The following is a 21,856-nucleotide window of genomic DNA, read 5'->3' as shown; positions in this document are numbered from 1 at the left end:
CTGGTCTTGTCGTCGTTGCTCAGCTCAGCGGCCATTGCTGGTGACAGGCGTGACGCACCTCGCTGGCACTGCTCAGCTTGAGCAGGTCCTGGGAGAGGCGTCGGCACTCGCCGGCGTCGAGGTGGCGGACGCGGTCCTTGATTTCACCGATCTGCACCGGGCTCACCGACAACTCGCTGACTCCCAGACCGATCAACACGGGCGTGGCCAAAGGATCGGAGGCCAGTGCGCCGCACACGCCGACCCAACGGTTATGCACCGCCGCACCGGCGCAGGTCTGGGCGATCAGCCGCAGCAATGCCGGGTGCAGCGCATCGACGCGGGAGGCGAGGCCGGCGTGGTCGCGGTCCATGGCCAGGGTGTATTGGGACAAGTCGTTGGTACCGATCGACAGGAAGTCCGCGTGTTCGGCCAGTTGCTCGGCCAGCAGCGCAGCGGCCGGGACTTCGATCATCACGCCCAGCTCCGGGCGCTGGGTCAGGCCGAGTTCGTCGCACAGCGCATCCAGACGCTGGCGGATGTGCAGCAATTCATCGACTTCGGTGACCATCGGCAGCAGGATCCGGCAGCGCGACAAGGGGCTGACCTGCAGCAACGCTCTCAGTTGCTGATCCAGCAGTTCCGGGCGAACCTGAGCCAGGCGAATGCCGCGCAAACCGAGCACCGGATTCGCTTCGACCGGAAGCGGCAAATAGTCGAGTTGTTTGTCGCCGCCGACGTCGATGGTGCGGATGATCACCGACTTGTCGCCCATGGCATCGAGCACGGCTTGATAAGCGACGCGTTGTTCCTGTTCGTCCGGCGCGGTGTTGCGGTCCACAAACAGAAATTCGGTGCGCAGCAGGCCGACGCCATCGGCGCCATTGGCCAGTGCATCGCCCGCTTCAGCGCTGGAGGCGACATTGGCGGCCACTTCGATTTGCAAACCATCAAGTGTCAGTGCCGGGGTGTGAGCCTGAGCCTGTTGAAGCGCGCGGCGTTGTTGATGATCGAGTTGCGCCTGTTGTACCTCGGCCAGGCGCGCGGCGTTGGGCGCCAGTTCGAGGCGACCGCCGTCGGCATCCAGCACCACCGCTTGACCTTGCTCCTGATCCAGCAGCGACGAACCCAATGCGACCATGCACGGCAAGCCTTTGCCGCGAGCCAGAATCGCCACATGGGACGTCGCGCCGCCCTCGGCCATGCACAACCCCGCCACACCTTGCCGGCTCAGTTGCAGCAGGTCGGATGGCGTCAGTTCATGGGCCGCGACGATGGCGCCGGCCGGTACGTCGTAATGCCAGGTTTCACCGAGCAGGGCGCGCAGCACACGTTGTTTGAGGTCGCGCAGGTCGTTGGCGCGTTCGGCCAGCAACGGGCTGCCGAGTTGCTGAAGCACCTCGCACTGCACGTCGATGGATTGACTCCAGGCGTGAGTCGCGGCGGTGCCCTGGTCGATGGACTGATAAGCCGCCTCAAGCAGCGCCGGGTCTTCGAGCAGTGCCAGATGCGCGGCGAAGATCGCTTCTTCGTCGGTGCTCCTGTGCTTTTTCGCTTGGGCCAGCGTGGCATTGATGTCGCTGCGCACCCCAGTCAGCGCCATGTCCAGACGCTGCCGTTGTTGCTCCGGCTCATGATTGCCGGCATCCATCGTCAGGCTGATCGAGTTCAGACGAAACAACGGCCCACCCACCATGCCCGGGGCCGCGCATACGCCATGCAACACGCCCGCTTCGGCAGGGCGATTGCGTTGAGCCATGGGTGCTGGCGCAGCGGCGTGGCTGTCTTCGGCCAGGGCTGTGGATAACGCCGCCAACAGGGCTTGCAGCGCGGCCTCGGCGTCCGGTCCCTGACAACTGACTTTGATTTCATCCTGCTCACCGACGGCCAGCCCCATCAGGCCGATCAAACTGTCGCAAGCCGCCGATTTGCCGTTGAAATGCAGCCGGGATTTGCTCTTGAACTGTTGGGCCGTCTGGCGGATCAGCGCGGCGGGCCGGGCGTGCAGGCCACCGCGATGGGCGACATGAATATGCCCCTGAACCTCGATGCCGACGACCTCAATGTCGATCTGCGCACCGTTCGCCACTTTCGGCACGATGTGCAGCAATGGATCGCCGACCTTCACCGATTTCAGCGTAATCGGCCGGGCCTGAAAGTCCTGGCTGTTGGTCAGGATCATCAGGCTGACCAGGCTTTTGCACTGCTGTGCGACCTGGTCCAGGTCATAACGCAACAGCGGCTGGCCATTGCTGACGCGCGCGCCTTCCTTGACCAGCATCGAGAAACCGACGCCCTGTAACTCGACCGTATCGAGGCCCAGGTGCAGCAGCAACTCGGCGCCGTTATCGGCGCGCAACGTCACGGCGTGGCCAGTGCGGGCGACGTGGATCACGACACCTTCACAGGGCGAGTACAGGGTGTCGTTCAGCGGATCGATGGCGATCCCGTCGCCCATCGCGCCGCTGGCGAACACCGGGTCCGGGACTTTGGCGAGTGTGAGCACCGGGCCGCTGAGCGGGGCGCTGAGGGTCAGCTCTTTATTGTTGTTGTGCATGGCTCGGTCTCATCAGTAAAAACTACGGTTCGGATCAACTCGCCCCTTTTCGGATCGACTCGCCCGGTACGGATTAACGTGTCCCCTGTAGGCGCTGACGAGTGAAACGAGGCTGCGATCTTTTGATCTTGCTCTTTAAAAACAACGTCAAAAGATCGCAGCCTCGTTTCACTCGTCAGCTCCTACGAGGGGTATTCACCCGCCATCAAAGATGTGTCGATTCAGTGCGTGCGGGTCACTTTGCTCAAGTGACGCGGCTGGTCCGGGTCCATGCCACGGGCAATGGCCAGGCCGGCGGCCATGACGTAGAAACTCTGGATCGCCAGAATCGGGTCGAGGGCCGGGTGCTCGGCGCGGATCAGGGTGAGGTCGCGTTCGGCGACGTCATCCGGCGCGGCGAGTAGCACGCGGGCGCCGCGTTGGCGCATGTCGGCGGCCAGGCTCAACAAACCGGCCTGCTCCGCGCCACGCGGGGCGAATATCAGCAGCGGATAGTTCTCGTCGATCAACGCCATCGGCCCGTGACGAACTTCGGCGCTGCTGAAGGCTTCGGCCTGGATCGCCGAGGTCTCCTTGAATTTGAGGGCCGCTTCCTGGGCGATGGCGAAACCGGCGCCACGGCCGATCACCATCAAACGCTGACAATCACGCAACGCATCGATGGCCAGGCTCCAGTCCTGTTTTGCCGCTTCGCGCAGACCTTCCGGCAGGGCAAGGCCTGCTTCCAGCAACTCCACGTCTTCTTTCCAGTGGGCGATCAGGCGGGCACTGGCGGTGAGGGTGGCGATAAAGCTCTTGGTCGCGGCGACGCTGCTTTCGGTGCCGGCGCACAGTGGCAGGCTGAATTCGCAGGCTGCTTCCAAAGGCGAGTTCTCGGCGTTGACCATGGAAATGCTCAGGGCACCGCGCTTGCGCAGCAGACGCAGGCTGTTCACCAGATCCGGGCTTTGCCCCGACTGCGAGAAGGCGAACGCGACTTGGCCGCTGACCTTCAACGGCGCTTGCTGCATGGTCACCACCGACATCGGTAGCGATGCCACCGGGATGCCCAGTTGCTGCATGGTCAGGTAGGCAAAGTAGCTCGCGGCATGGTCGGAGCTGCCGCGAGCGACAGTCATCGCCACTTGCGGCGGCTGACGACGCAGGCGTCCGGCGATCTCGATCATTTGCGGGTCGAGTTGCTGCAATTGAGCGTGCACGGCCTCGAACGAGGACAGTGCCTCTTCAAGCATTTTTGAAGTCAATGTCTTCTCCTTCGACCATGACGGCGGTCAGTGTGAGTGAGCGATCCAGCCGCACGCAGTCGGCCCAGGCGCCGGGTTGCAGGCGTCCGCGTTCTTGAAGGCCGAGGTAGTCGGCCGGGAATTGCGACAGTCGTTGCGAGGCCTCGGCGATCGGTAAACCGATCTTCACCAGGTTGCGCAGGGCCTGATCCATGGTCAGGGTGCTGCCGGCCAGTGTGCCGTCGGGCAGGCGCACACCGCCCAGGCATTTGGTCACGGTGTGGCTGCCGAGTTTGTATTCACCGTCGGGCATGCCGGCGGCGGCGGTGGAATCGGTGACGCAATACAGGCACGGGATCGAGCGCAAGGCCACGCGGATCGCGCCGGGGTGCACATGCAGCAGGTCCGGAATCAGCTCGGCGTACTTGGCGTGGGCCAACGCCGCGCCGACGATGCCCGGCTCGCGGTGGTGCAGCGGGCTCATGGCGTTGTAGAGGTGAGTGAAACTGCTGGCGCCGGCCGCAAGCGCAGCGACGCCTTCCTCGTAACTGCCCAGCGTGTGGCCGATTTGCATGCGCACGCCGCGAGCGCTGAGGGCGCGGATCAAACCGTCGTGGCCGGCGATTTCCGGGGCGATGGTGATCACCCGGATCGGCGCCAGCGCCAGGTATTCTTCGACTTCGGCCATCAACGCGGTATGGGCGAAATTCGGCTGGGCGCCAAGTTTGCCGGGGTTGATGTACGGGCCTTCGAGGTGCACGCCGAGGACTCGGGCGCTGCCTTTTGGCCGCTGCTCGCAGAACTCGCCGACGTCCTTGAGCACTCGCGAGATCTCTTCGTTCGGCGCAGTCATGGTGGTTGCCAGCAGCGCCGTCGTGCCAAACCGCACGTGGGTTTTGGTGATGGTTTCGAAGGCAGGCGCGCCTTCCATGATGTCTTTACCACCGCCGCCGTGAACGTGCAGGTCGATGAAACCCGGCAGCAGATAAGGCAGGTCGTTGTCCGCCGGATCGCACGGCTGGCCTTCGATGGACACGACCTTGCCGTGTTCGTGGATCAGCCGGCCACGAACCCAGCCGTGGGCGGTGAGGATGTTGTCTTCGGACATGAGTGCTTCCCGGTGGCTTGTTTGGCGACGAAGCTCTTTATCGACGGAGCTCTTTATCTACGAAGCTCAGCGACAAAGTCGTAGTAATCGTTGCGGCAATAGGTGTCGGTGACTTCGATTGGCGTGTTGTCTTCCAGGTAGCCAACCCGGGTCATCAACAGCATGGCGGTGCCCGGGGCGATGCCCACCAGCGCGGCAAATTCGTCCGAGGCGTTGATCGCCTGAATGTGTTGCAGGGCGCGGACCACCGGTTTGCCGATGCCGTCGAGGTATTCGTAGAGGGAATCGCCCACCGCTTGCGGCTTGGGAATGATCGAAGCGGGCAGGGTGCTCATCTCGATCGCCATCACCGTGTCGTCGGCTTTGCGCAAGCGTTTGAGTCGCGCGACCTTGTCGTTGGGCGAGAGGCCGAGGCGGATCAATTCTTCGTGGGTCGGCGGGGTGATTTCCCGTTCCAGCCATTGCGAGCCGGGGACGAAGCCCTTCAGGCGGAGCATTTCGCTGAAGCCGGAAAGACGCGACAGCGGTTGTTCCAGGCGTGGCGTGATGAACGTGCCGGAGCCTTGGTTACGGCGGATCAGGCCTTGCTCGAACAGCACTTCCAGCGCTTTGCGCGCGGTGACGCGTGAGATGCCCAGCCGTTCGCTGAGGTTGCGCTCCGACGGCATCGCCTGCTCGGCTTTCCACTGGCCGGCATGAATCGCCGCTTCCAGATTGCGCGCCAGTTGCAGGTACAGCGGCGTGGGCTGGGTGTCGTCAGGGCGTAGGGCCTGGAGGTCATTCATGTGCTGTTGTCCGATGCGGATATTGGAGTGTTGTCGCCCGGTAATGCGGCGAAACTAATACCACTTAAATACCATGTCAACGCCAGTACTTTGCTGTATGCGCAGCAAAGCCTGCCCTGCCGGATAGTCTTTAGGGGGCTTGGTTTAAAGTGGTATTAGAGGTGGGGATTTTGAAGGCAAAGATCGCAGCCTGCGGCAGCGCCTGCAGGGGGAATTGGTATCTACCCGGCAGGCGTTGTCGCAGGCTGCGATCTTTTGAATTTATTTTACGATGCCGACCGAAGGTAGCGGTCAGAGCATGAACGGAGGGCAAGGCGATGCTTTTGTGGCGAGGGAGCTTGCTCCCGCTGGGGCGCGAAGCGGCCCTCGAATCAGCGAATGCGGTATCAGATAGAACTTTGGGGCAAGCTCCCTCGCCACAGGCAAGCCCCTTTGCCACAGGGGGAGTTAAGGCCGAATCTCGATCATCGTGCCATCCGGTACCAGACTCCAGACTTCGCGCATGTCCATGTTGCGCATGGCGATGCAACCGTCGGTCCAGTCCAGGGTATGGAACAGGTCTTCGGGGGTGTCTGCAGAGTCCGGGGTGCCGTGGATCATGATCATGCCACCGGGCTCGACGCCTTCGCGACGGGCTCGGGCGGAGTCGCTGATGTTTGGGTAGGAGATGTGCATCGCTAGGTTGAAACGGTCACTGGTCTTGCGCCAGTCCAGCCAATAGAGGCCTTCGGGGGTGCGTTTGTCACCCTCCATCAGCTTTGGCCCTTGAGGGCGTTTGCCCAGGGAAATGCGATAGGTTTTGAGCGGCCTGCCATCGTTGATCAATTGCAGTTGATGAGCAGACTTGAGGACCAGGACTTTTTCGATGAGTCTGCCGTCCAATGTTTCCGCGGAGGAAGCCTGGCTGACAGCGACGAACGACAAGCAAAAAACAGCAAGCAACCAGCGCATTGAAACGATATCCCTAAGAGGTGTCGCGATAATTAATTTTATAGATGCTTTTATGTGTAGGCGCTTTAAATGATGGCAGGCTGGACGAGCGGTGGGATCGATTCGGACCGCACGGGATAGACCTCGGCCCGCCGGTCAGCGAAGAAGCATTCTAAGGTACGGCCCACCGTGCGGAAAGCCAGTTCGCTCCACGGGATATCAGCCTCTTCGAACAGCTGCACTTCCAGGCTCTCGGGACCCGCGGCAAAATTCAGGTCCACCAGCTCGGCGCGAAAGAATACATGCACCTGGCTGATGTGCGGCACGTCGATCAAGGTATAGATACTCAAATTGCGCACCCGCGCGCAGGCTTCTTCGGCGGTCTCGCGAATGGCGGCCTGTTCGATGGTCTCCCCGTTTTCCATGAAGCCGGCGGGCAGGGTCCAGTAACCGAGCCGTGGCTCGATGGCGCGACGGCACAGCAATATCTTCGACCCCCAGGTCGGCACGCAACCGGCGACGATATTGGGGTTCTGGTAATGAATGGTGTGACAGCTGTCGCAAACAAAACGCAGGCGCGAATCGCCTTCGGGAATGCGCTGGGTCACCGGGTTGCCGCACTGACTGCAAAATTTCATGCTTGGGTTCCTGAATGCTGCGCCTATCTTGGCGTGCGGCGGTGTCGGTCGGCAAGTTGTCGTTTCGCGACATGGGGTGGTTGAGGGCTTGGGCGGCCGGTGCGATTGGTGCATGATGCAAGGTAGCCAACAGATCGAGAAAACTCATGCTGGACGAGCTACTGCATCGAGTAAGCAACCACACCCCACGCACACTGGAAACCGACAAACGTTTTCCTGAGGCCGCGGTACTGGTGCCCATCACTCGCAGTGACGAACCGGAACTGGTTTTGACCCTGCGCGCCAGTGGGCTCTCGACCCATGGCGGCGAAGTCGCCTTCCCTGGCGGAAGACGCGACCCCGAAGACCCGGACCTGATTTTTACTGCCTTGCGCGAAGCCGAAGAAGAAATCGGCCTGCCGCCGGGGCTGGTCGAAGTGATCGGCCCGCTGAGCCCGTTGATCTCCCTGCACGGCATCAAGGTCACACCTTATGTCGGCGTGATTCCGGACTTCGTCGAATACTTGGCCAACGATGCCGAGATTGCTGCCGTGTTCAGCGTGCCCCTGGAGTTTTTTCGCGAGGATCCGCGCGAGCATACCCACCGCATCGACTATCAAGGCCACAGCTGGTACGTGCCAAGCTACCGTTATGGTGAGTACAAGATCTGGGGCCTGACGGCGATCATGATCGTCGAGTTGATCAACTTGCTCTATGACGCGAAAATCAGCCTGCATCAACCGCCCAAGCGTTTTATCAACACCTGAAGCCATTGTTCGCCTGGCGTGAATCTGTTGTTGCAAGTGAGCCTGCCTGAGCCTTGAGGAAATAAAGATGAAATACCGCCTGGGCGACGCCCGTGTCGATACCCATCCGCAGAGCTGGGTCGCCCCCAATGCCGTGCTGGTGGGCAAGGTCAAACTGGAAGAGGGCGCCAACGTCTGGTTCAACACCGTGTTGCGTGGCGACAACGAACTGATCCTGATCGGCAAGAACAGCAACGTCCAGGACGGCACCGTGATGCACACCGACATGGGCTACCCGCTGACCATCGGCACCGGCGTGACCATCGGCCACAACGCCATGCTTCATGGCTGCACGGTGGGCGATTACAGCCTGATCGGTATTAATGCGGTGATTCTCAATGGCGCGAAAATCGGCAAGAACTGCATCATTGGCGCCAACTCGCTGATCGGCGAGGGCAAGGAAATTCCGGACGGTTCGCTGGTCATGGGCTCGCCGGGCAAGATTGTTCGCGAGCTGACCGAGCCGCAGAAGAAGATGCTCGAAGCCAGCGCTGCTCACTATGTGCACAACTCGCAGCGTTATGCCCGCGATCTGGTCGAGCAGGAAGAATGAGCACCACTGAACGACCGGTCCCGTCCCCATGCGTGAACATTTGTGCGCTGGACGAGGATGACATTTGCACCGGGTGTCAGCGCACGGTGGAAGAAATCACCCGCTGGAGCCGGATGGACAACGAGGAACGGCGCAAGGTGTTGGGGTTGTGTCATGAGCGGGCGAAGTCGAGTGGGTTGATCTGGATGCTGGGTAAAACGCCAGGTCAGTAACCGAAGATCAAAAGATCGCAGCCTGCGGCAGCTCCTACAGATGCAGTGTTCTCCGCGATTTTGTGGATGAACGCTAGCCCGCGTAGGAGCTGCCGCAGGCTGCGATCTTTTGATTTAAGCCTTTGGCGGCGCTGCATGGCTGAAGTACCCTGTGCACCAAATTGACAGGTATCCCCATGCTCTTCCTGATCGCCTACATCAGCAGCGTCGTGCTGATCAATTACGCTTTTTCCACTGCCCCGCACCTGGACATCATCTGGTCGGCCTGGGGTGGTTTGGTGTTCGTGCTGCGCGACATGGTGCAAATCCGTTTCGGCCATGGCGCGATCGCGGCGATGCTGGTAGCGCTGCTGCTGTCGTACGTCACTTCCGACTCGTCTATCGCTCTCGCCAGTGCCACGGCGTTCGCCGTGTCCGAGTGCATCGACTGGCTGGTGTTCAGTACCACCCGGCGCCCGTTGCGCGATCGCCTGTGGATAAGTTCGGCCCTGAGCATCCCGCTGGACACCTTCATTTTCTTCGGCATGATCGATGCGCTCACGCCGGGCGTGATCCTCACCGCGCTGGGCTCAAAGTTCGCCGGTGTGACCGTCGTTTGGCTGATCATGGCCTGGCGCTTGCGTAATCAGGCCGTCGTCAGCTGAAGCCAAAGCCTCAGGTTCATGTAAAATGCCGCGCTTTCTCCCCACGGGAAGCGTGCTTCCCTCGATGATCCGCTTCTTTGAGGACCTGAGATGACCCGTATCGGAACTCCATTGTCGCCAACCGCGACCCGCGTATTGCTGTGTGGCTGTGGTGAGTTGGGCAAAGAAGTGGTGATCGAGCTGCAACGCCTGGGCGTTGAAGTGATTGCCGTGGATCGCTACGCCAATGCGCCGGCCATGCAAGTGGCCCATCGCAGCCATGTGATCAACATGCTCGACGGTGCCGCCCTGCGTGCCGTGATCGAAGCCGAGAAGCCGCACTTCATCGTGCCGGAAATCGAAGCCATCGCCACCGCGACCCTGGTCGAGCTGGAAGCCGAAGGCTTCACCGTGATTCCGACCGCTCGCGCCGCGCAGCTGACCATGAACCGCGAAGGCATCCGTCGCCTGGCCGCCGAAGAGCTGGACCTGCCAACCTCGCCGTATCATTTCGCCGACACCTTCGAGGATTACAGCAAGGCCGTTGAAGACCTGGGCTTCCCGTGTGTGGTCAAGCCGGTCATGAGTTCCTCGGGTAAAGGCCAGAGCCTGCTGCGCAGCGTCGATGACGTGCAGAAGGCCTGGGATTACGCTCAAGAAGGTGGCCGCGCCGGTAAAGGTCGCGTGATCATCGAAGGCTTCATCGACTTCGACTACGAAATTACCCTGCTGACCGTGCGCCACGTTGGCGGCACGACGTTCTGCGCACCGGTTGGCCACCGTCAGGAAAAGGGTGACTATCAGGAATCCTGGCAGCCACAAGCCATGAGCCCGGTTGCTCTGGCTGAGTCCGAGCGCGTTGCCAAAGCCGTGACCGAAGCCTTGGGTGGTCGTGGTCTGTTTGGCGTCGAACTGTTCATCAAAGGTGATCAGGTATGGTTCAGCGAAGTCTCGCCACGCCCGCATGACACCGGCCTGGTGACCCTGATTTCCCAGGACCTGTCGCAGTTCGCGCTGCATGCACGGGCAATCCTGGGCCTGCCGATTCCATTGATCCGTCAGTTCGGGCCTTCGGCTTCGGCGGTGATTCTGGTGGAAGGGCAGTCGACTCAAACCGCATTCGCCAATTTGGGCGCTGCGTTGAGCGAGCCGGATACGGCGTTGCGTCTGTTCGGCAAGCCTGAGGTCAATGGCCAGCGTCGGATGGGTGTGGCGTTGGCGCGTGATGAGTCCATAGAAGCCGCTCGTGCCAAAGCGACCCGTGCTGCTCAGGCTGTTGTGGTCGAGCTGTAACCGAGGCGCGGCTATCGCGAGCGGGCTCGCTCCCACACTGGACCGCATTCGTTCTGATAGAACGCGGTCCCTGTGGGAGCGGGCCCGCTCGCGATGGCGGTCTGTCAGGCCACCCGATTCAAATCGTTATGTCGCGTCTCCTTCAGGCATAGCACCGCGATCAAGCTCAGCACCGCCGCCCCCGACACATACCCGCCGACATAACTCAAACCGCCCATCGCCACCAGTTTCTGCGCAAAGAACGGTGCCGCCGAGGCTCCGACAATGCCGCCCAGGTTGTAGGCCGCCGATGCGCCGGTATAGCGCACCTGGGTCGGAAACAGCTCCGGCAGCAGCGCGCCCATCGGCGCAAAAGTCACGCCCATCAGAAACAGCTCGATGCACAGGAACAGGGCCACGCTCCAGGTCGAGCCTTGGGTCAGCAATGGTTCCATCAAGAATCCGGACAGAATCGCCAGCACGCCACCGATGATCAGCACCGGTTTACGCCCGAAACGATCGCTGGCCCAAGCCGACAGCGGTGTTGCGGCCGCCATGAACAGCACGGCGAAACACAGCAGGCCAAGAAAGGTTTCGCGGGTGTAGCCGAGCGTTGACACGCCATAACTCAGCGAAAACACCGTCGAGATGTAGAACAGCGCGTAACACACCACCATCGAGCCGGCCCCCAGCAGCATGGGTGCCCAGTACTGGCTGAACAGTTCAAACAGCGGAATCTTCACCCGTTCCTGACGAGCCATGGCATTGGCGAACACCGGCGTTTCGTGGAGCTTGAGGCGCACGTACAGGCCGACCATCACCAGCACGGCACTGAGCAGAAACGGAATCCGCCAGCCCCATGAGCGGAACTGTTCGTCGTTCAGGCCCATGGCCAGGATCAGGAACAGGCCATTGGCCGCCAGAAAACCAATCGAAGGGCCGAGCTGCGGGAACATGCCGAACCAGGCGCGTTTACCCTTGGGCGCGTTTTCCGTGGCCAGCAATGCAGCGCCGCCCCACTCACCGCCCAGCCCCAGGCCCTGGCCGAAGCGCAGCACGCAAAGCAGGATCGGCGCCCAGGCGCCAATGCTGTTGTAACCCGGCAACACGCCGATCAGCGTCGTACACACGCCCATCAGCAGCAGGGAGGCGACCAATGTCGATTTACGCCCGATGCGGTCACCGAAGTGGCCGAACAGCGCCGAACCCAGTGGCCGTGCTAGGAAGGCTATCCCGAAGGTGAGGAACGCCGACAGCATTTGGGCGGTGCCGGAGGTTTGCGGAAAAAACACCGGACCGATCACCAGCGCCGCGGCGGTGGCATAGACGTAGAAGTCGTAGAACTCGATGGCCGTGCCGATGAAACTCGCAGTGGCTACTCGGGTGGCGGAATTGGTCGGTTGCGCAGGTGCGGTGTCGCTGAACGTTGTGCTGGTCGTCATGCGGTTATCCCTGACAGTCATGTGCCCCAGTGGAGCGAATTATTATGGTCGAATACCCAGGGATGTGGGTTCAGAAACGGTCGCTGTTCAAGGTAGGAACAGTCGTCGCGGTAGTGCGGATGTTGTCGATGATCTGGCCGGAACCTGCTGCGTGCGGGGTAAGCACGTGGTTCGGCCGGGGGCTTGGGTAAGCGGCTCGATTATAGGAAGGTCGCTAACGATCGAACAAGGGCATAGATAATGAGAAAGATCGCAGCCTCGCTTCGCTCGACAGCTCCTACAAGGGAACACATTCCGAACTGTAGGAGCTGTCGAGCGAAGCGAGGCTGCGATCTTTTGGCGAACTAACGGATGAGTGCAGGAACCGAGCTGGTATGCCAGATCAACACCCGGGTAACGCGATTGTCTTCCGTCTCCAGAATCTCCAGCCGATAACGCCCGATCTTCAGGCAAACCGCACTGTCCGGAATCGTTTCCAGCGCCTCGGTCACTAATCCGTTGAGGGTTTTCGGACCATCGCTGGGCAGGTGCCAGCCAAGGCTTTTGTTCAATTCGCGAATCGACGCTGCGCCATCAATCACTAGTCGGCCATCCGCCTGGGGGTGGATGTGCGGGTTGTCCAGGCTGTGCTGGCTTTCGAACTCGCCGACGATTTCTTCGAGAATGTCTTCCAGGGTCACGATGCCCAGCACTTCGCCGTATTCGTCGACCACCATGCCCAAGCGCCGCTGCTGTTTGTGGAAGTTCAACAATTGCAGCTGCAACGGGGTGCTTTCCGGTACGAAGTACGGCTCGTGGCTGGCCGCCAGCAGAGCTTCCACGGTCAGGCTTGAATCCGCTAGCAAATGACGGATCTGCCGGGTGTTGAGCACCGCCTCGACCTGATTGATATCGCTATGGAATACCGGCAGGCGGGTACGTTTGTTGTGGCGCAGTTGCTCGATGATTTCTTCGAGCGAGTCATCCAGGTTGATCCCGTCGACGTCACTGCGCGGCACCAGAATATCGTTGACCGTGATGTTATCCAGCGCGTGGATGCCCGACAGCGGGTGCGGGCGAGCGTTGGCATGTTCGTGATCGTCGTACCGATCCAGAGGTGCTTCGTCTTCGCTTTGTTGCACCACGTGGGTTTTGCGGGCGAACGGTCGCATCAATAACTGGCTGATGCCATTGAGCAGCCAGGCGGCCGGATAGATGATTTTTAACGGTACGCCGAGCAGTGTATTGCCCAGCGTCAGGACGGCATCCGGGTAGCGGACAGCGAGGGTGCGCGGCAGGTAGTCGGCGAACACCAGCAACACCGCGCCGGCACCGAGGCAAGCCACCCACGGGCCGTTTTCCGCCCAGGTGAAAATCGCCAGCAAGGTGCTGATGACGACGACCAATGTGCGGCACAGCGTGTTGCAGAAGATCAGGCTATCAAGGGGGAAACCCAGCCTGGCCACCGGTTTGTCGTTCGAGCGCGAAGCCGTGCGCTGGGCCAGCAAGTGCTGTTGTGCAACTTCGATCGCGGTAAACAACCCCGACCATAAAACCAGCAGGGCCAGCACCGCGAGCATCGGCCCTATGGGCAAGTCGTCCATTAATGCCGCCCGTCAGATATGCAGAATGTATTCACGGACCAGCTTGCTGCCGAAATACGCCAGCATCAGCAGGCAGAAACCGGCAAGGGTCCAGCGGATGGCTTTGTGCCCGCGCCAGCCGAGACGGTTGCGCCCCCATAACAGCACGCTGAAGACGATCCAGGCCAGGCACGCCAGCAGGGTTTTATGCACAAGGTGCTGGGCAAACAGGTTCTCGACGAACAGCCAGCCGGAGATCAGCGACAGCGACAGCAGGCTCCAGCCGGCCCAAAGGAAACCGAACAGCAGGCTTTCCATGGTTTGCAGCGGCGGGAAGTTCTTGATCAGCCCGGACGGATGCTTGTGCTTGAGCTGGTGGTCCTGCACCAGCAGCAGCAAGGCCTGGAACACCGCGATGGTGAACATGCCGTAAGCGAGGATCGACAAGAGGATATGAGCAAGAATGCCAGGCTCTTCATCAATGATCTGCACCGTGCCGGCGGGGGCTAACTGCGCCAGCAGCACAGTTGCGGCGCCCAACGGGAATAGCAATAGAAGCAGGTTTTCCACCGGGATCCGCGAGCAGGCCAGCAGGGTCAGGGCGATGACCGCCGCGGCAATCAGGCTGGCGGCGCTGAAAAAGTCCAGGGCCAGGCCGATCGGCGTCAACAGGTGGGTGATCAGGCTGGCGCTGTGAGCCAGCACGGCCAGTACGCCGAGCGTGACCAGCAGGCGCTTGTTCGCCTTGGCGCCGGTGGCCAGACGAGTGCCCTGATAGAGGGTCGCAGCGGCATATAAGCAGGCGGCGGCGAGGGTGGTAAGCAAACTGGGTGACAAGGGGAGCATAAATCCTGTTAGGCAAGCCCGAAAGGCGCTGAGTTTGGCATAGAACCGCCATGGCACGAAAGACCATGCAACCTGACGGTGAAGGTGTCCGCCAGACGCAGTCTTCGCTATAATCCGCGACCTGCCCACGCCGCAGGCTCGCCGAGCACATGTTTATTCCGGTCTGGGCCGCCATTATCCCGGTCTACACAGGGCCTGAAAGGATCGCGCAATGTTTGAAAACTTAACCGACCGTCTCTCGCAGACGCTGCGCCATGTCACCGGCAAGGCCAAGCTGACCGAAGACAACATCAAAGACACCCTGCGCGAAGTGCGCATGGCGTTGCTCGAAGCCGACGTCGCCTTGCCGGTGGTCAAAGACTTCGTCAATTCGGTCAAGGAGCGCGCTGTCGGCACCGAGGTGTCGCGCAGCCTGACACCGGGCCAGGCCTTCGTGAAAATCGTCCAGGCCGAACTCGAAAGCCTGATGGGCGCGGCCAACGAAGACTTGAACCTGAGCGCCGTTCCTCCTGCCGTCGTGTTGATGGCCGGTTTGCAGGGTGCGGGTAAAACCACCACCGCCGGCAAACTCGCGCGCTTCCTTAAAGAGCGCAAGAAGAAGTCGGTCATGGTCGTCTCCGCGGACGTTTACCGTCCGGCGGCGATCAAGCAGCTGGAAACCCTGGCCAACGACATCGGCGTGACGTTCTTCCCGTCCGACCTGAGCCAGAAGCCGGTCGACATCGCGCAAGCGGCTATTAAAGAAGCCAAGCTGAAATTCATCGACGTGGTCATCGTCGATACCGCCGGTCGCCTGCACATCGATGAAGAGATGATGGGCGAGATCAAGGCGCTGCATGCCGCGATCAACCCGGTCGAAACCCTGTTCGTGGTCGACGCCATGACCGGCCAGGACGCCGCCAACACGGCCAAGGCCTTCGGCGATGCATTGCCGCTGACCGGTGTGATCCTGACCAAGGTCGACGGCGATGCCCGTGGCGGTGCCGCGCTGTCGGTACGTGCGATCACCGGCAAGCCGATCAAGTTCATCGGTATGGGCGAGAAGAGCGAAGCGCTCGAGCCGTTCCACCCAGAGCGTATCGCGTCGCGCATCCTCGGCATGGGCGACGTACTCAGCCTGATCGAGCAGGCCGAACAGACCCTCGACAAGGACAAGGCCGACAAACTGGCCAAGAAGCTGAAAAAGGGCAAGGGCTTCGATCTCGAAGACTTCCGCGATCAGCTGCAGCAGATGAAGAGCATGGGCGGCCTCGGCGGCCTCATGGACAAACTGCCGAACATCGGCGGTGTGAACCTGGCGCAAATGGGCAATGCCCAGGGCGCGGCAGAGAAACAATTCAAACAGATGGAAGCCATCATCAACTCCATGACCCCGGCCGAGCGCCGCGACCCTGAGCTGATCAGCGGTTCGCGCAAGCGCCGGATCGCCATGGGTTCCGGCACCCAGGTGCAGGACATCGGTCGCTTGATCAAGCAGCACAAGCAGATGCAGAAGATGATGAAGAAGTTCTCCGCCAAAGGCGGAATGGCCAAAATGATGCGCGGCATGGGCGGTATGTTGCCCGGCGGCGGCATGCCCAAGATGTAAAAGATTCGCGCCGGCAGTCATGTCGGCGCTGCCCACAAGGAAGTGGGATCTCCAGCAAACCCGCACTTGCGGGAGCTGACTGGCCGTTTTCAACGACGGCTCTATAGCAAATCTGGATGGCGACCGATAGGCCGCCGGAAAAAGACATTTGCAAAAGTCCGGATATTCCTTAGAATATGCGGCCTTTCGGGCACCTATGCCCGCTGTGCCTTTAGATTTGCAGCACCGACTACAGGAACGATGTTCACATGCTAACAATCCGTCTTGCCCTTGGCGGCTCCAAAAAGCGCCCGTTTTACCACTTGACCGTAACCGACAGCCGCAACCCGCGCGACGGTTCGCACAAGGAACAGGTTGGTTTCTTCAACCCTGTTGCTCGTGGTCAAGAAGTTCGTCTGTCCGTGAACCAAGAGCGCGTAGCCTACTGGCTGAGCGTTGGTGCACAACCTTCTGAGCGCGTTGCTCAGTTGTTGAAGGAATCTGCTAAGGCTGCGGCCTGAGCAATATGAACGCGACGCCAGCTATTGCCGATGATTTGATCGTTATTGGCAAAATTTATTCTGTTCATGGCGTTCGCGGCGAAGTGAAGGTGTATTCCTTTACTGATCCGACTGAAAACCTGTTGCAGTACAAAACCTGGACGCTCAAGCGCGAAGGCAATGTGAAACAGGTCGAGCTGGTCAGCGGACGTGGGAACGACAAGTTCCTGGTCGCAAAGCTCAAGGGTCTCGATGATCGTGAAGAAGCGCGTCTTCTGGCCGGTTATGAGATCTGTGTGCCGCGCAACCTGTTCCCTGAATTGACCGACGGCGAGTACTACTGGTACCAGCTGGAAGGTCTGAAGGTTATTGATCAACTCGGGCAATTGCTCGGGAAAATCGATCATCTTCTGGAAACCGGCGCCAATGATGTAATGGTGGTCAAGCCTTGCGCTGGCAGCCTGGATGATCGCGAACGCCTGTTGCCCTATACGGAGCAATGCGTGTTGGCCGTCGACCTTGCCGCAGGCGAGATGAAGGTGGAATGGGATGCGGACTTCTAAACGTGGCTAACCTGCGCGTAGAAGTGATCAGTTTGTTTCCCGAGATGTTCTCCGCCATCAGCGAGTACGGCATCACCAGTCGGGCGGTGAAACAGGGGCTGTTGCAGCTTACCTGTTGGAATCCGCGAGACTACACGACGGATCGACATCACACTGTGGACGATCGCCCATTTGGCGGTGGTCCGGGCATGGTGATGAAGATCAAGCCCCTGGAAGATGCTCTGGTTCAGGCCAAGGCAGCAGCCGGGGAGGCGGCGAAGGTAATTTACCTGTCCCCCCAAGGCCGTCAACTGACTCAGTCGGCGGTACGCGAGTTGGCGAATCTGGATGCATTGATCCTGATTGCCGGCCGCTATGAAGGCATTGACGAGCGTTTTATTGATGCTCATGTCGATGAAGAGTGGTCGATTGGCGACTATGTACTGTCTGGCGGCGAGCTGCCGGCGATGGTCCTGATCGATGCGGTTACACGACTGCTGCCTGGAGCTTTAGGGCATGCGGACTCCGCCGAGGAAGATTCCTTTACGGATGGTTTGCTGGATTGCCCGCACTACACCCGACCGGAGGTGTATGCGGATCAGCGTGTTCCCGACGTATTGCTAAGTGGCAATCACGCGCACATCCGGCGTTGGCGTTTACAGCAGTCCCTTGGTAGGACCTTTGAACGACGCGCCGATCTTCTGGAAAGCCGCTCGCTTTCTGGAGAAGAGAAGAAGCTGCTCGAGGAATACATCCGCGAGCGGGACGATAGTTAACAACGTATCGATGGTAGATCCGACGATTTACCTTAGGAGCACAGCATGACTAACAAAATCATCCTTGCACTCGAAGCAGAGCAGATGACCAAAGAGATCCCTACCTTTGCCCCGGGCGACACCATTGTCGTTCAGGTGAAAGTGAAGGAAGGCGACCGTTCGCGTCTGCAAGCGTTCGAAGGTGTTGTTATCGCCAAGCGTAACCGCGGCGTAAACAGTGCTTTCACCGTTCGTAAAATCTCCAACGGTGTTGGCGTAGAGCGTACTTTCCAGACCTACAGCCCGCAAATCGACAGCATGGCCGTTAAGCGTCGCGGTGACGTACGTAAAGCCAAGCTGTACTACCTGCGTGACCTGTCCGGTAAAGCAGCTCGCATCAAGGAAAAACTGGTTTAAGTCCAGCTTCCGATGCAGAAAAAAGCAGCCCACGGGCTGCTTTTTTGTTGCCTGCGATTTACCCCGAGCAAACCTGAATGTGTAGGCGCGAGGCTTGCCCGCGAATCGATCTATCAATCGCCGCAGTAACAGGGCGCTGTAAAGCCACCGCCGGCTATGAAAGACTTGCCGTCAGTTTTCCAGTTGCCCGAGCCTCTATGCCCGCCATCGACCATCCCCTGATAGACCAGTTTCTCGACGCGCTGTGGCTGGAGAAAGGTCTTTCCGATAACACCCGCGATGCCTATCGCAGTGACCTGGCCTTGTTCAATGGCTGGATGCAGGAGAAGGATCTGGAGCTGATCAATGCCGGTCGCGAGTTGATCCTTGATCACCTGGCCTGGCGCCTGGAGCAAAACTACAAGCCCCGTTCCACCGCGCGGTTTCTCTCCGGCGTGCGTGGTTTCTATCGCTATTTGTTGCGGGAAAAACTCATCGCCGTCGATCCGACATTGCGTGTCGACATGCCGCAACTCGGTAGGCCATTGCCTAAATCCTTGTCGGAAGCTGACGTGGAAGCGCTGCTGAAAGCGCCGGACTTGAGCGAGGCCATCGGCCAGCGAGACCGCGCCATGCTCGAAGTGCTCTATGCCTGTGGCTTGCGGGTGACGGAGTTGATCAGCCTGACGCTGGAACAGGTCAATCTGCGTCAGGGTGTGCTGCGGGTGATGGGCAAGGGCAGCAAGGAGCGGCTGGTGCCGATGGGCGAGGAGGCGATTGTCTGGATCGAGCGCTACATGCGCGATGCCCGTGGAGAGCTGTTGGGCGGGCGTCCCAGCGATGTGCTGTTCCCCAGCCAGCGCGGCGAGCAGATGACCCGCCAGACCTTCTGGCACCGCATCAAGCACCAGGCGAAGGTCGCCGGAATTGGCAAGTCGCTGTCGCCGCATACCCTGCGCCATGCCTTCGCTACACATTTGCTCAACCACGGTGCCGACCTGCGTGTGGTGCAAATGCTGCTCGGCCACAGCGATCTCTCGACCACCCAGATCTATACTCACGTCGCCCGCGCGCGTTTGCAGGATTTGCACGCCAAACATCACCCGCGCGGCTGAACGCGATTCTGTGGGAGCGGGCTTGCTCGCGAATGCGGTGTATCTGTCAAAGATAATGTGGACTGTCACTCCGCTTTCGCGAGCAAGCCCGCTCCCACAAGGGATTTGTGTCGCCCACGATGTCTTGCGACAGGCGCATTCGGCCACACGGGCCTTATGTGGTAGGCTTTGCCGGTTTGCACGATGGGCGGTTATGACCCGGTGTTTCGGCACGGGCGTTCTGATCGTCCCATTTGTCCGCCTTCAGGAGTTCTCATGCGTCTGACCCAGATTTTCGCCGCCGCAGCCATTGCGTTGGTCAGCACCTTTGCCGTCGCCGATGACGCGGCCGACAAAGCCATTCGTAAAAGCCTGGAAAACCTCCAGCTCGACGTGCCGGTCGAAACCATCACTGCCAGTCCGCTGCCGGGCCTGTACGAAGTCAAACTCAAGGGCAGCCGCGTCCTTTATGCCAGCGCCGACGGCCAATACGTCGTTCAGGGCTACCTGTTCCAGCTCAAGGATGGCAAACCGGTCAACCTGACCGAGAAGACCGAACGCCTGGGCATTTCCAAATTGATCAACGGAATACCAGTGGCTGAAACCGTGGTCTACCCGGCGATCGGTGAAACCAAGTCGCACATCACTGTCTTCACCGACACCACCTGCCCGTATTGCCACAAGCTGCACGCCGAAGTGCCGGAGCTGAACAAGCTGGGTATCGAAGTGCGTTATGTTGCGTTCCCGCGCCAGGGCCTGGGTTCGCCGGGTGATGAACAGCTGCAGGCCGTGTGGTGCTCCAAAGACAAGAAAGCGGCCATGGACAAAATGGTCGACGGCAAGGAAATCAAAGCCGCCAAGTGCGATAACCCGGTGTCCAAGCAGTTCGCCCTCGGTCAGTCGATTGGCGTGAACGGCACACCGGCCATCGTTTTGGCCGACGGTCAGGTCATTCCGGGCTACCAGCCTGCGCCACAAGTCGCCAAACTGGCGCTGGGCGCGAAGTAAATTCGCATCGTCACGGTCAGCCATTGACGATCATGGTTCGGCAGCAGCATTCGCCGGGCCATTAATAGAGAACCGCTAGCAAGCGGTTGTTTTCACGGCCGACCTTGAGTCGGCCGTTTTATGGGGAGTTCACAGTGAAACCGGTCAAAGTAGGCATCTGTGGGTTAGGGACCGTCGGTGGCGGTACCTTCAACGTACTTCAGCGCAACGCCGAGGAAATTGCTCGTCGTGCCGGGCGTGGAATCGAAGTGGCACAAATTGCCATGCGCACGCCAAAGCCTCAGTTCCAGACGACCGGTATTGCGATTACCAACGATGTGTTCGAAGTGGCCACGAACCCTGAGATCGACATCGTTATAGAGCTGATGGGCGGCTACACCGTTGCCCGTGAGCTGGTACTCAAGGCCATCGAGAATGGCAAGCATGTGGTCACCGCGAACAAGGCACTGATCGCCGTTCACGGTAATGAAATTTTCGCCAAGGCTCGCGAGAAGGGCGTGATCGTTGCGTTCGAAGCGGCCGTGGCTGGCGGCATCCCGGTGATCAAGGCGATCCGTGAAGGCTTGTCCGCCAACCGTATCAACTGGGTGGCCGGGATCATCAATGGCACTGGTAACTTCATTCTCACCGAAATGCGTGAGAAGGGCCGCACCTTCGAAGATGTCCTCGCCGAAGCGCAAGCCCTGGGTTACGCCGAAGCGGATCCGACTTTCGACGTCGAAGGCATCGACGCAGCCCACAAGCTGACGATCCTGGCGTCTATCGCGTTCGGCATTCCGCTGCAATTCGACAAGGCTTACACCGAAGGCATCACCAAGCTGACCACCGCTGACGTGAACTACGCCGAAGCGCTGGGCTATCGCATCAAGCACCTGGGCGTGGCGCGCAGCACCGCGGCCGGCATCGAGCTGCGTGTGCACCCGACGCTGATCCCGGCCGACCGCCTGATTGCCAACGTCAACGGCGTGATGAACGCCGTGATGGTCAACGGTGATGCTGCCGGTTCGACCCTGTACTACGGCGCTGGTGCCGGCATGGAACCGACTGCTTCGTCGGTGATCGCCGACCTGGTGGACGTGGTTCGCGCCATGACATCCGACCCGGAAAACCGCGTACCGCACCTGGCTTTCCAGCCGGATTCGTTGTCGGCTCACCCGATCCTGCCGATCGAAGCCTGCGAAAGCGCGTACTACCTGCGCATTCAGGCCAAGGACCATCCGGGCGTGCTGGCTCAAGTGGCGAGCATCCTCTCGGAGCGCGGCATCAACATCGAATCGATCATGCAGAAGGAAGTCGAGGAACATGACGGCCTGGTGCCGATGATCCTGCTGACCCACCGTGTACGGGAACAGCGCATGAACGATGCGATCACCGCCCTTGAGGCCTTGGAAGGCGTGGTCAGCCCGGTCGTACGGATCCGCGTCGAGCACCTGAACTAAGCCGTTATCGTTCACCGGGCTCGCGCGCGAGCCCGGCATT

At 60.3% G+C, this 21,856-nt stretch carries 22 protein-coding genes; 13 read left to right on the top strand and 9 right to left on the bottom strand.

Annotated elements, in window-relative coordinates; translation table 11 throughout:
* Positions 1–19 precede the first annotated feature (19 nt).
* The 6 genes from ptsP to KGB14_RS11535 form a co-directional block, all read right to left on the bottom strand.
* Positions 20–2,536 carry a phosphoenolpyruvate--protein phosphotransferase gene (ptsP, locus tag KGB14_RS11560; RefSeq protein WP_223486650.1) on the bottom strand — a complete coding sequence of 839 codons (2,517 nt, stop codon included), beginning with the start codon at positions 2,534–2,536 and terminating at the stop codon, positions 20–22.
* Between the two features lie 221 nt (positions 2,537–2,757).
* Positions 2,758–3,780, bottom strand: a complete 1,023-nt coding sequence (locus KGB14_RS11555; RefSeq protein WP_223486648.1) for an SIS domain-containing protein — start codon at positions 3,778–3,780, stop codon at positions 2,758–2,760.
* On the bottom strand, positions 3,761–4,867 hold the full coding sequence (gene nagA, locus KGB14_RS11550; protein WP_223486646.1) for an N-acetylglucosamine-6-phosphate deacetylase: 1,107 nt from the start codon (positions 4,865–4,867) through the stop codon (positions 3,761–3,763). Before nagA ends, KGB14_RS11555 begins: the two co-directional genes overlap by 20 nt.
* Positions 4,868–4,920: 53 nt before the next feature.
* Entirely contained in the window at positions 4,921–5,652 is a 732-nt protein-coding gene (locus KGB14_RS11545) for a GntR family transcriptional regulator (RefSeq protein WP_223486644.1), read from the bottom strand.
* Between the two features lie 447 nt (positions 5,653–6,099).
* Positions 6,100–6,603 (bottom strand): murein L,D-transpeptidase family protein, encoded by a 504-nt coding sequence (locus KGB14_RS11540; RefSeq protein ID WP_223486642.1) that lies wholly within the window; start codon positions 6,601–6,603, stop codon positions 6,100–6,102.
* A 65-nt stretch (positions 6,604–6,668) separates the two neighbouring features.
* On the bottom strand, positions 6,669–7,220 hold the full coding sequence (locus tag KGB14_RS11535) for an NUDIX hydrolase (protein WP_223486641.1): 552 nt from the start codon (positions 7,218–7,220) through the stop codon (positions 6,669–6,671).
* 146 nt (positions 7,221–7,366) lie between these two features.
* Here KGB14_RS11535 and KGB14_RS11530 point away from each other — a divergent pair, with 146 nt between their 5' ends.
* The 5 genes from KGB14_RS11530 to purT all read left to right on the top strand — a co-directional run bounded on the left by KGB14_RS11530 (position 7,367) and on the right by purT (position 10,686).
* Complete coding sequence (locus KGB14_RS11530; protein ID WP_223486638.1) at positions 7,367–7,966, top strand: CoA pyrophosphatase; 600 nt, start codon at positions 7,367–7,369, stop codon at positions 7,964–7,966.
* 67 nt (positions 7,967–8,033) lie between these two features.
* On the top strand, positions 8,034–8,558 hold the full coding sequence (locus tag KGB14_RS11525; RefSeq protein ID WP_223486636.1) for a gamma carbonic anhydrase family protein: 525 nt from the start codon (positions 8,034–8,036) through the stop codon (positions 8,556–8,558).
* On the top strand, positions 8,555–8,770 hold the full coding sequence (locus KGB14_RS11520; RefSeq protein ID WP_223486634.1) for a DUF1289 domain-containing protein: 216 nt from the start codon (positions 8,555–8,557) through the stop codon (positions 8,768–8,770). The genes KGB14_RS11525 and KGB14_RS11520 overlap by 4 nt, the downstream gene beginning before the upstream one ends.
* Before the next feature lie 176 nt (positions 8,771–8,946).
* Positions 8,947–9,414, top strand: coding sequence for a preQ0 transporter (locus KGB14_RS11515; RefSeq protein WP_223486632.1), 468 nt, complete (start codon positions 8,947–8,949; stop codon positions 9,412–9,414).
* Positions 9,415–9,504: 90 nt separating this feature from the next.
* On the top strand, positions 9,505–10,686 hold the full coding sequence (gene purT / locus KGB14_RS11510) for a formate-dependent phosphoribosylglycinamide formyltransferase (protein ID WP_223486630.1): 1,182 nt from the start codon (positions 9,505–9,507) through the stop codon (positions 10,684–10,686).
* Positions 10,687–10,790: 104 nt separating this feature from the next.
* Here the strand turns inward: purT and KGB14_RS11505 are convergent, their stop codons facing one another.
* From KGB14_RS11505 to KGB14_RS11495, 3 genes are all read right to left on the bottom strand, one after another.
* The gene (locus tag KGB14_RS11505; RefSeq protein WP_223486628.1) at positions 10,791–12,107 is read right to left on the bottom strand and encodes an MFS transporter; all 1,317 of its coding nucleotides are present in this window, start codon (positions 12,105–12,107) and stop codon (positions 10,791–10,793) included.
* Positions 12,108–12,451: 344 nt separating this feature from the next.
* Complete coding sequence (locus KGB14_RS11500; RefSeq protein ID WP_223486625.1) at positions 12,452–13,690, bottom strand: transporter associated domain-containing protein; 1,239 nt, start codon at positions 13,688–13,690, stop codon at positions 12,452–12,454.
* 12 nt (positions 13,691–13,702) lie between these two features.
* Positions 13,703–14,515, bottom strand: coding sequence for an inner membrane protein YpjD (locus tag KGB14_RS11495; RefSeq protein WP_223486622.1), 813 nt, complete (start codon positions 14,513–14,515; stop codon positions 13,703–13,705).
* A 211-nt stretch (positions 14,516–14,726) separates the two neighbouring features.
* Between KGB14_RS11495 and ffh the strand changes: the two genes are divergently transcribed.
* The 8 genes from ffh (at position 14,727) to KGB14_RS11455 (ending at position 21,816) form a co-directional block, all read left to right on the top strand.
* Entirely contained in the window at positions 14,727–16,103 is a 1,377-nt protein-coding gene (ffh, locus tag KGB14_RS11490) for a signal recognition particle protein (RefSeq protein WP_223486620.1), read from the top strand.
* Between the two features lie 248 nt (positions 16,104–16,351).
* Positions 16,352–16,603: a 30S ribosomal protein S16 gene (gene rpsP / locus KGB14_RS11485; protein WP_003198088.1), complete on the top strand. Its 252-nt coding sequence runs from the start codon at positions 16,352–16,354 to the stop codon at positions 16,601–16,603.
* Positions 16,604–16,608: 5 nt separating this feature from the next.
* On the top strand, positions 16,609–17,145 hold the full coding sequence (rimM, locus tag KGB14_RS11480; protein WP_010463008.1) for a ribosome maturation factor RimM: 537 nt from the start codon (positions 16,609–16,611) through the stop codon (positions 17,143–17,145).
* Positions 17,127–17,900: a tRNA (guanosine(37)-N1)-methyltransferase TrmD gene (gene trmD / locus KGB14_RS11475; RefSeq protein ID WP_173667518.1), complete on the top strand. Its 774-nt coding sequence runs from the start codon at positions 17,127–17,129 to the stop codon at positions 17,898–17,900. Before rimM ends, trmD begins: the two co-directional genes overlap by 19 nt.
* Positions 17,901–17,945: 45 nt before the next feature.
* Positions 17,946–18,296 carry a 50S ribosomal protein L19 gene (rplS, locus tag KGB14_RS11470; protein ID WP_054593850.1) on the top strand — a complete coding sequence of 117 codons (351 nt, stop codon included), beginning with the start codon at positions 17,946–17,948 and terminating at the stop codon, positions 18,294–18,296.
* A 197-nt stretch (positions 18,297–18,493) separates the two neighbouring features.
* Positions 18,494–19,390, top strand: coding sequence for a site-specific tyrosine recombinase XerD (xerD, locus tag KGB14_RS11465; RefSeq protein WP_223486618.1), 897 nt, complete (start codon positions 18,494–18,496; stop codon positions 19,388–19,390).
* Between the two features lie 255 nt (positions 19,391–19,645).
* Positions 19,646–20,377 carry a bifunctional protein-disulfide isomerase/oxidoreductase DsbC gene (gene dsbC / locus KGB14_RS11460; protein WP_223486616.1) on the top strand — a complete coding sequence of 244 codons (732 nt, stop codon included), beginning with the start codon at positions 19,646–19,648 and terminating at the stop codon, positions 20,375–20,377.
* Between the two features lie 134 nt (positions 20,378–20,511).
* The gene (locus KGB14_RS11455; RefSeq protein ID WP_223486614.1) at positions 20,512–21,816 is read left to right on the top strand and encodes a homoserine dehydrogenase; all 1,305 of its coding nucleotides are present in this window, start codon (positions 20,512–20,514) and stop codon (positions 21,814–21,816) included.
* Positions 21,817–21,856 lie beyond the last annotated feature (40 nt).

Origin of the sequence: Pseudomonas sp. A-RE-19 (assembly GCF_019956555.1) — a bacterium.
Taxonomy (GTDB): domain Bacteria; phylum Pseudomonadota; class Gammaproteobacteria; order Pseudomonadales; family Pseudomonadaceae; genus Aquipseudomonas.
This window is presented reverse-complemented; position numbering and strand designations above follow the sequence as displayed.

Excerpts from the sequence above, each read along its gene's own strand:
- purT (WP_223486630.1), top strand. The coding sequence starts at position 9,505 with ATGACCCGTATCGGAACTCCATTGTCGCCAACCGCGACCCGCGTATTG.
- nagA (WP_223486646.1), bottom strand. The coding sequence starts at position 4,867 with ATGTCCGAAGACAACATCCTCACCGCCCACGGCTGGGTTCGTGGCCGG.
- ptsP (WP_223486650.1), bottom strand. The coding sequence starts at position 2,536 with ATGCACAACAACAATAAAGAGCTGACCCTCAGCGCCCCGCTCAGCGGC.
- KGB14_RS11525 (WP_223486636.1), top strand. The coding sequence starts at position 8,034 with ATGAAATACCGCCTGGGCGACGCCCGTGTCGATACCCATCCGCAGAGC.
- xerD (WP_223486618.1), top strand. The coding sequence starts at position 18,494 with ATGCCCGCCATCGACCATCCCCTGATAGACCAGTTTCTCGACGCGCTG.
- KGB14_RS11505 (WP_223486628.1), bottom strand. The coding sequence starts at position 12,107 with ATGACGACCAGCACAACGTTCAGCGACACCGCACCTGCGCAACCGACC.
- KGB14_RS11495 (WP_223486622.1), bottom strand. The coding sequence starts at position 14,515 with ATGCTCCCCTTGTCACCCAGTTTGCTTACCACCCTCGCCGCCGCCTGC.
- KGB14_RS11500 (WP_223486625.1), bottom strand. The coding sequence starts at position 13,690 with ATGGACGACTTGCCCATAGGGCCGATGCTCGCGGTGCTGGCCCTGCTG.
- KGB14_RS11545 (WP_223486644.1), bottom strand. The coding sequence starts at position 5,652 with ATGAATGACCTCCAGGCCCTACGCCCTGACGACACCCAGCCCACGCCG.
- rimM (WP_010463008.1), top strand. The coding sequence starts at position 16,609 with ATGAACGCGACGCCAGCTATTGCCGATGATTTGATCGTTATTGGCAAA.
- rplS (WP_054593850.1), top strand. The coding sequence starts at position 17,946 with ATGACTAACAAAATCATCCTTGCACTCGAAGCAGAGCAGATGACCAAA.
- KGB14_RS11535 (WP_223486641.1), bottom strand. The coding sequence starts at position 7,220 with ATGAAATTTTGCAGTCAGTGCGGCAACCCGGTGACCCAGCGCATTCCC.
- KGB14_RS11540 (WP_223486642.1), bottom strand. The coding sequence starts at position 6,603 with ATGCGCTGGTTGCTTGCTGTTTTTTGCTTGTCGTTCGTCGCTGTCAGC.
- KGB14_RS11530 (WP_223486638.1), top strand. The coding sequence starts at position 7,367 with ATGCTGGACGAGCTACTGCATCGAGTAAGCAACCACACCCCACGCACA.
- dsbC (WP_223486616.1), top strand. The coding sequence starts at position 19,646 with ATGCGTCTGACCCAGATTTTCGCCGCCGCAGCCATTGCGTTGGTCAGC.
- rpsP (WP_003198088.1), top strand. The coding sequence starts at position 16,352 with ATGCTAACAATCCGTCTTGCCCTTGGCGGCTCCAAAAAGCGCCCGTTT.
- KGB14_RS11520 (WP_223486634.1), top strand. The coding sequence starts at position 8,555 with ATGAGCACCACTGAACGACCGGTCCCGTCCCCATGCGTGAACATTTGT.
- KGB14_RS11515 (WP_223486632.1), top strand. The coding sequence starts at position 8,947 with ATGCTCTTCCTGATCGCCTACATCAGCAGCGTCGTGCTGATCAATTAC.
- trmD (WP_173667518.1), top strand. The coding sequence starts at position 17,127 with ATGGGATGCGGACTTCTAAACGTGGCTAACCTGCGCGTAGAAGTGATC.
- ffh (WP_223486620.1), top strand. The coding sequence starts at position 14,727 with ATGTTTGAAAACTTAACCGACCGTCTCTCGCAGACGCTGCGCCATGTC.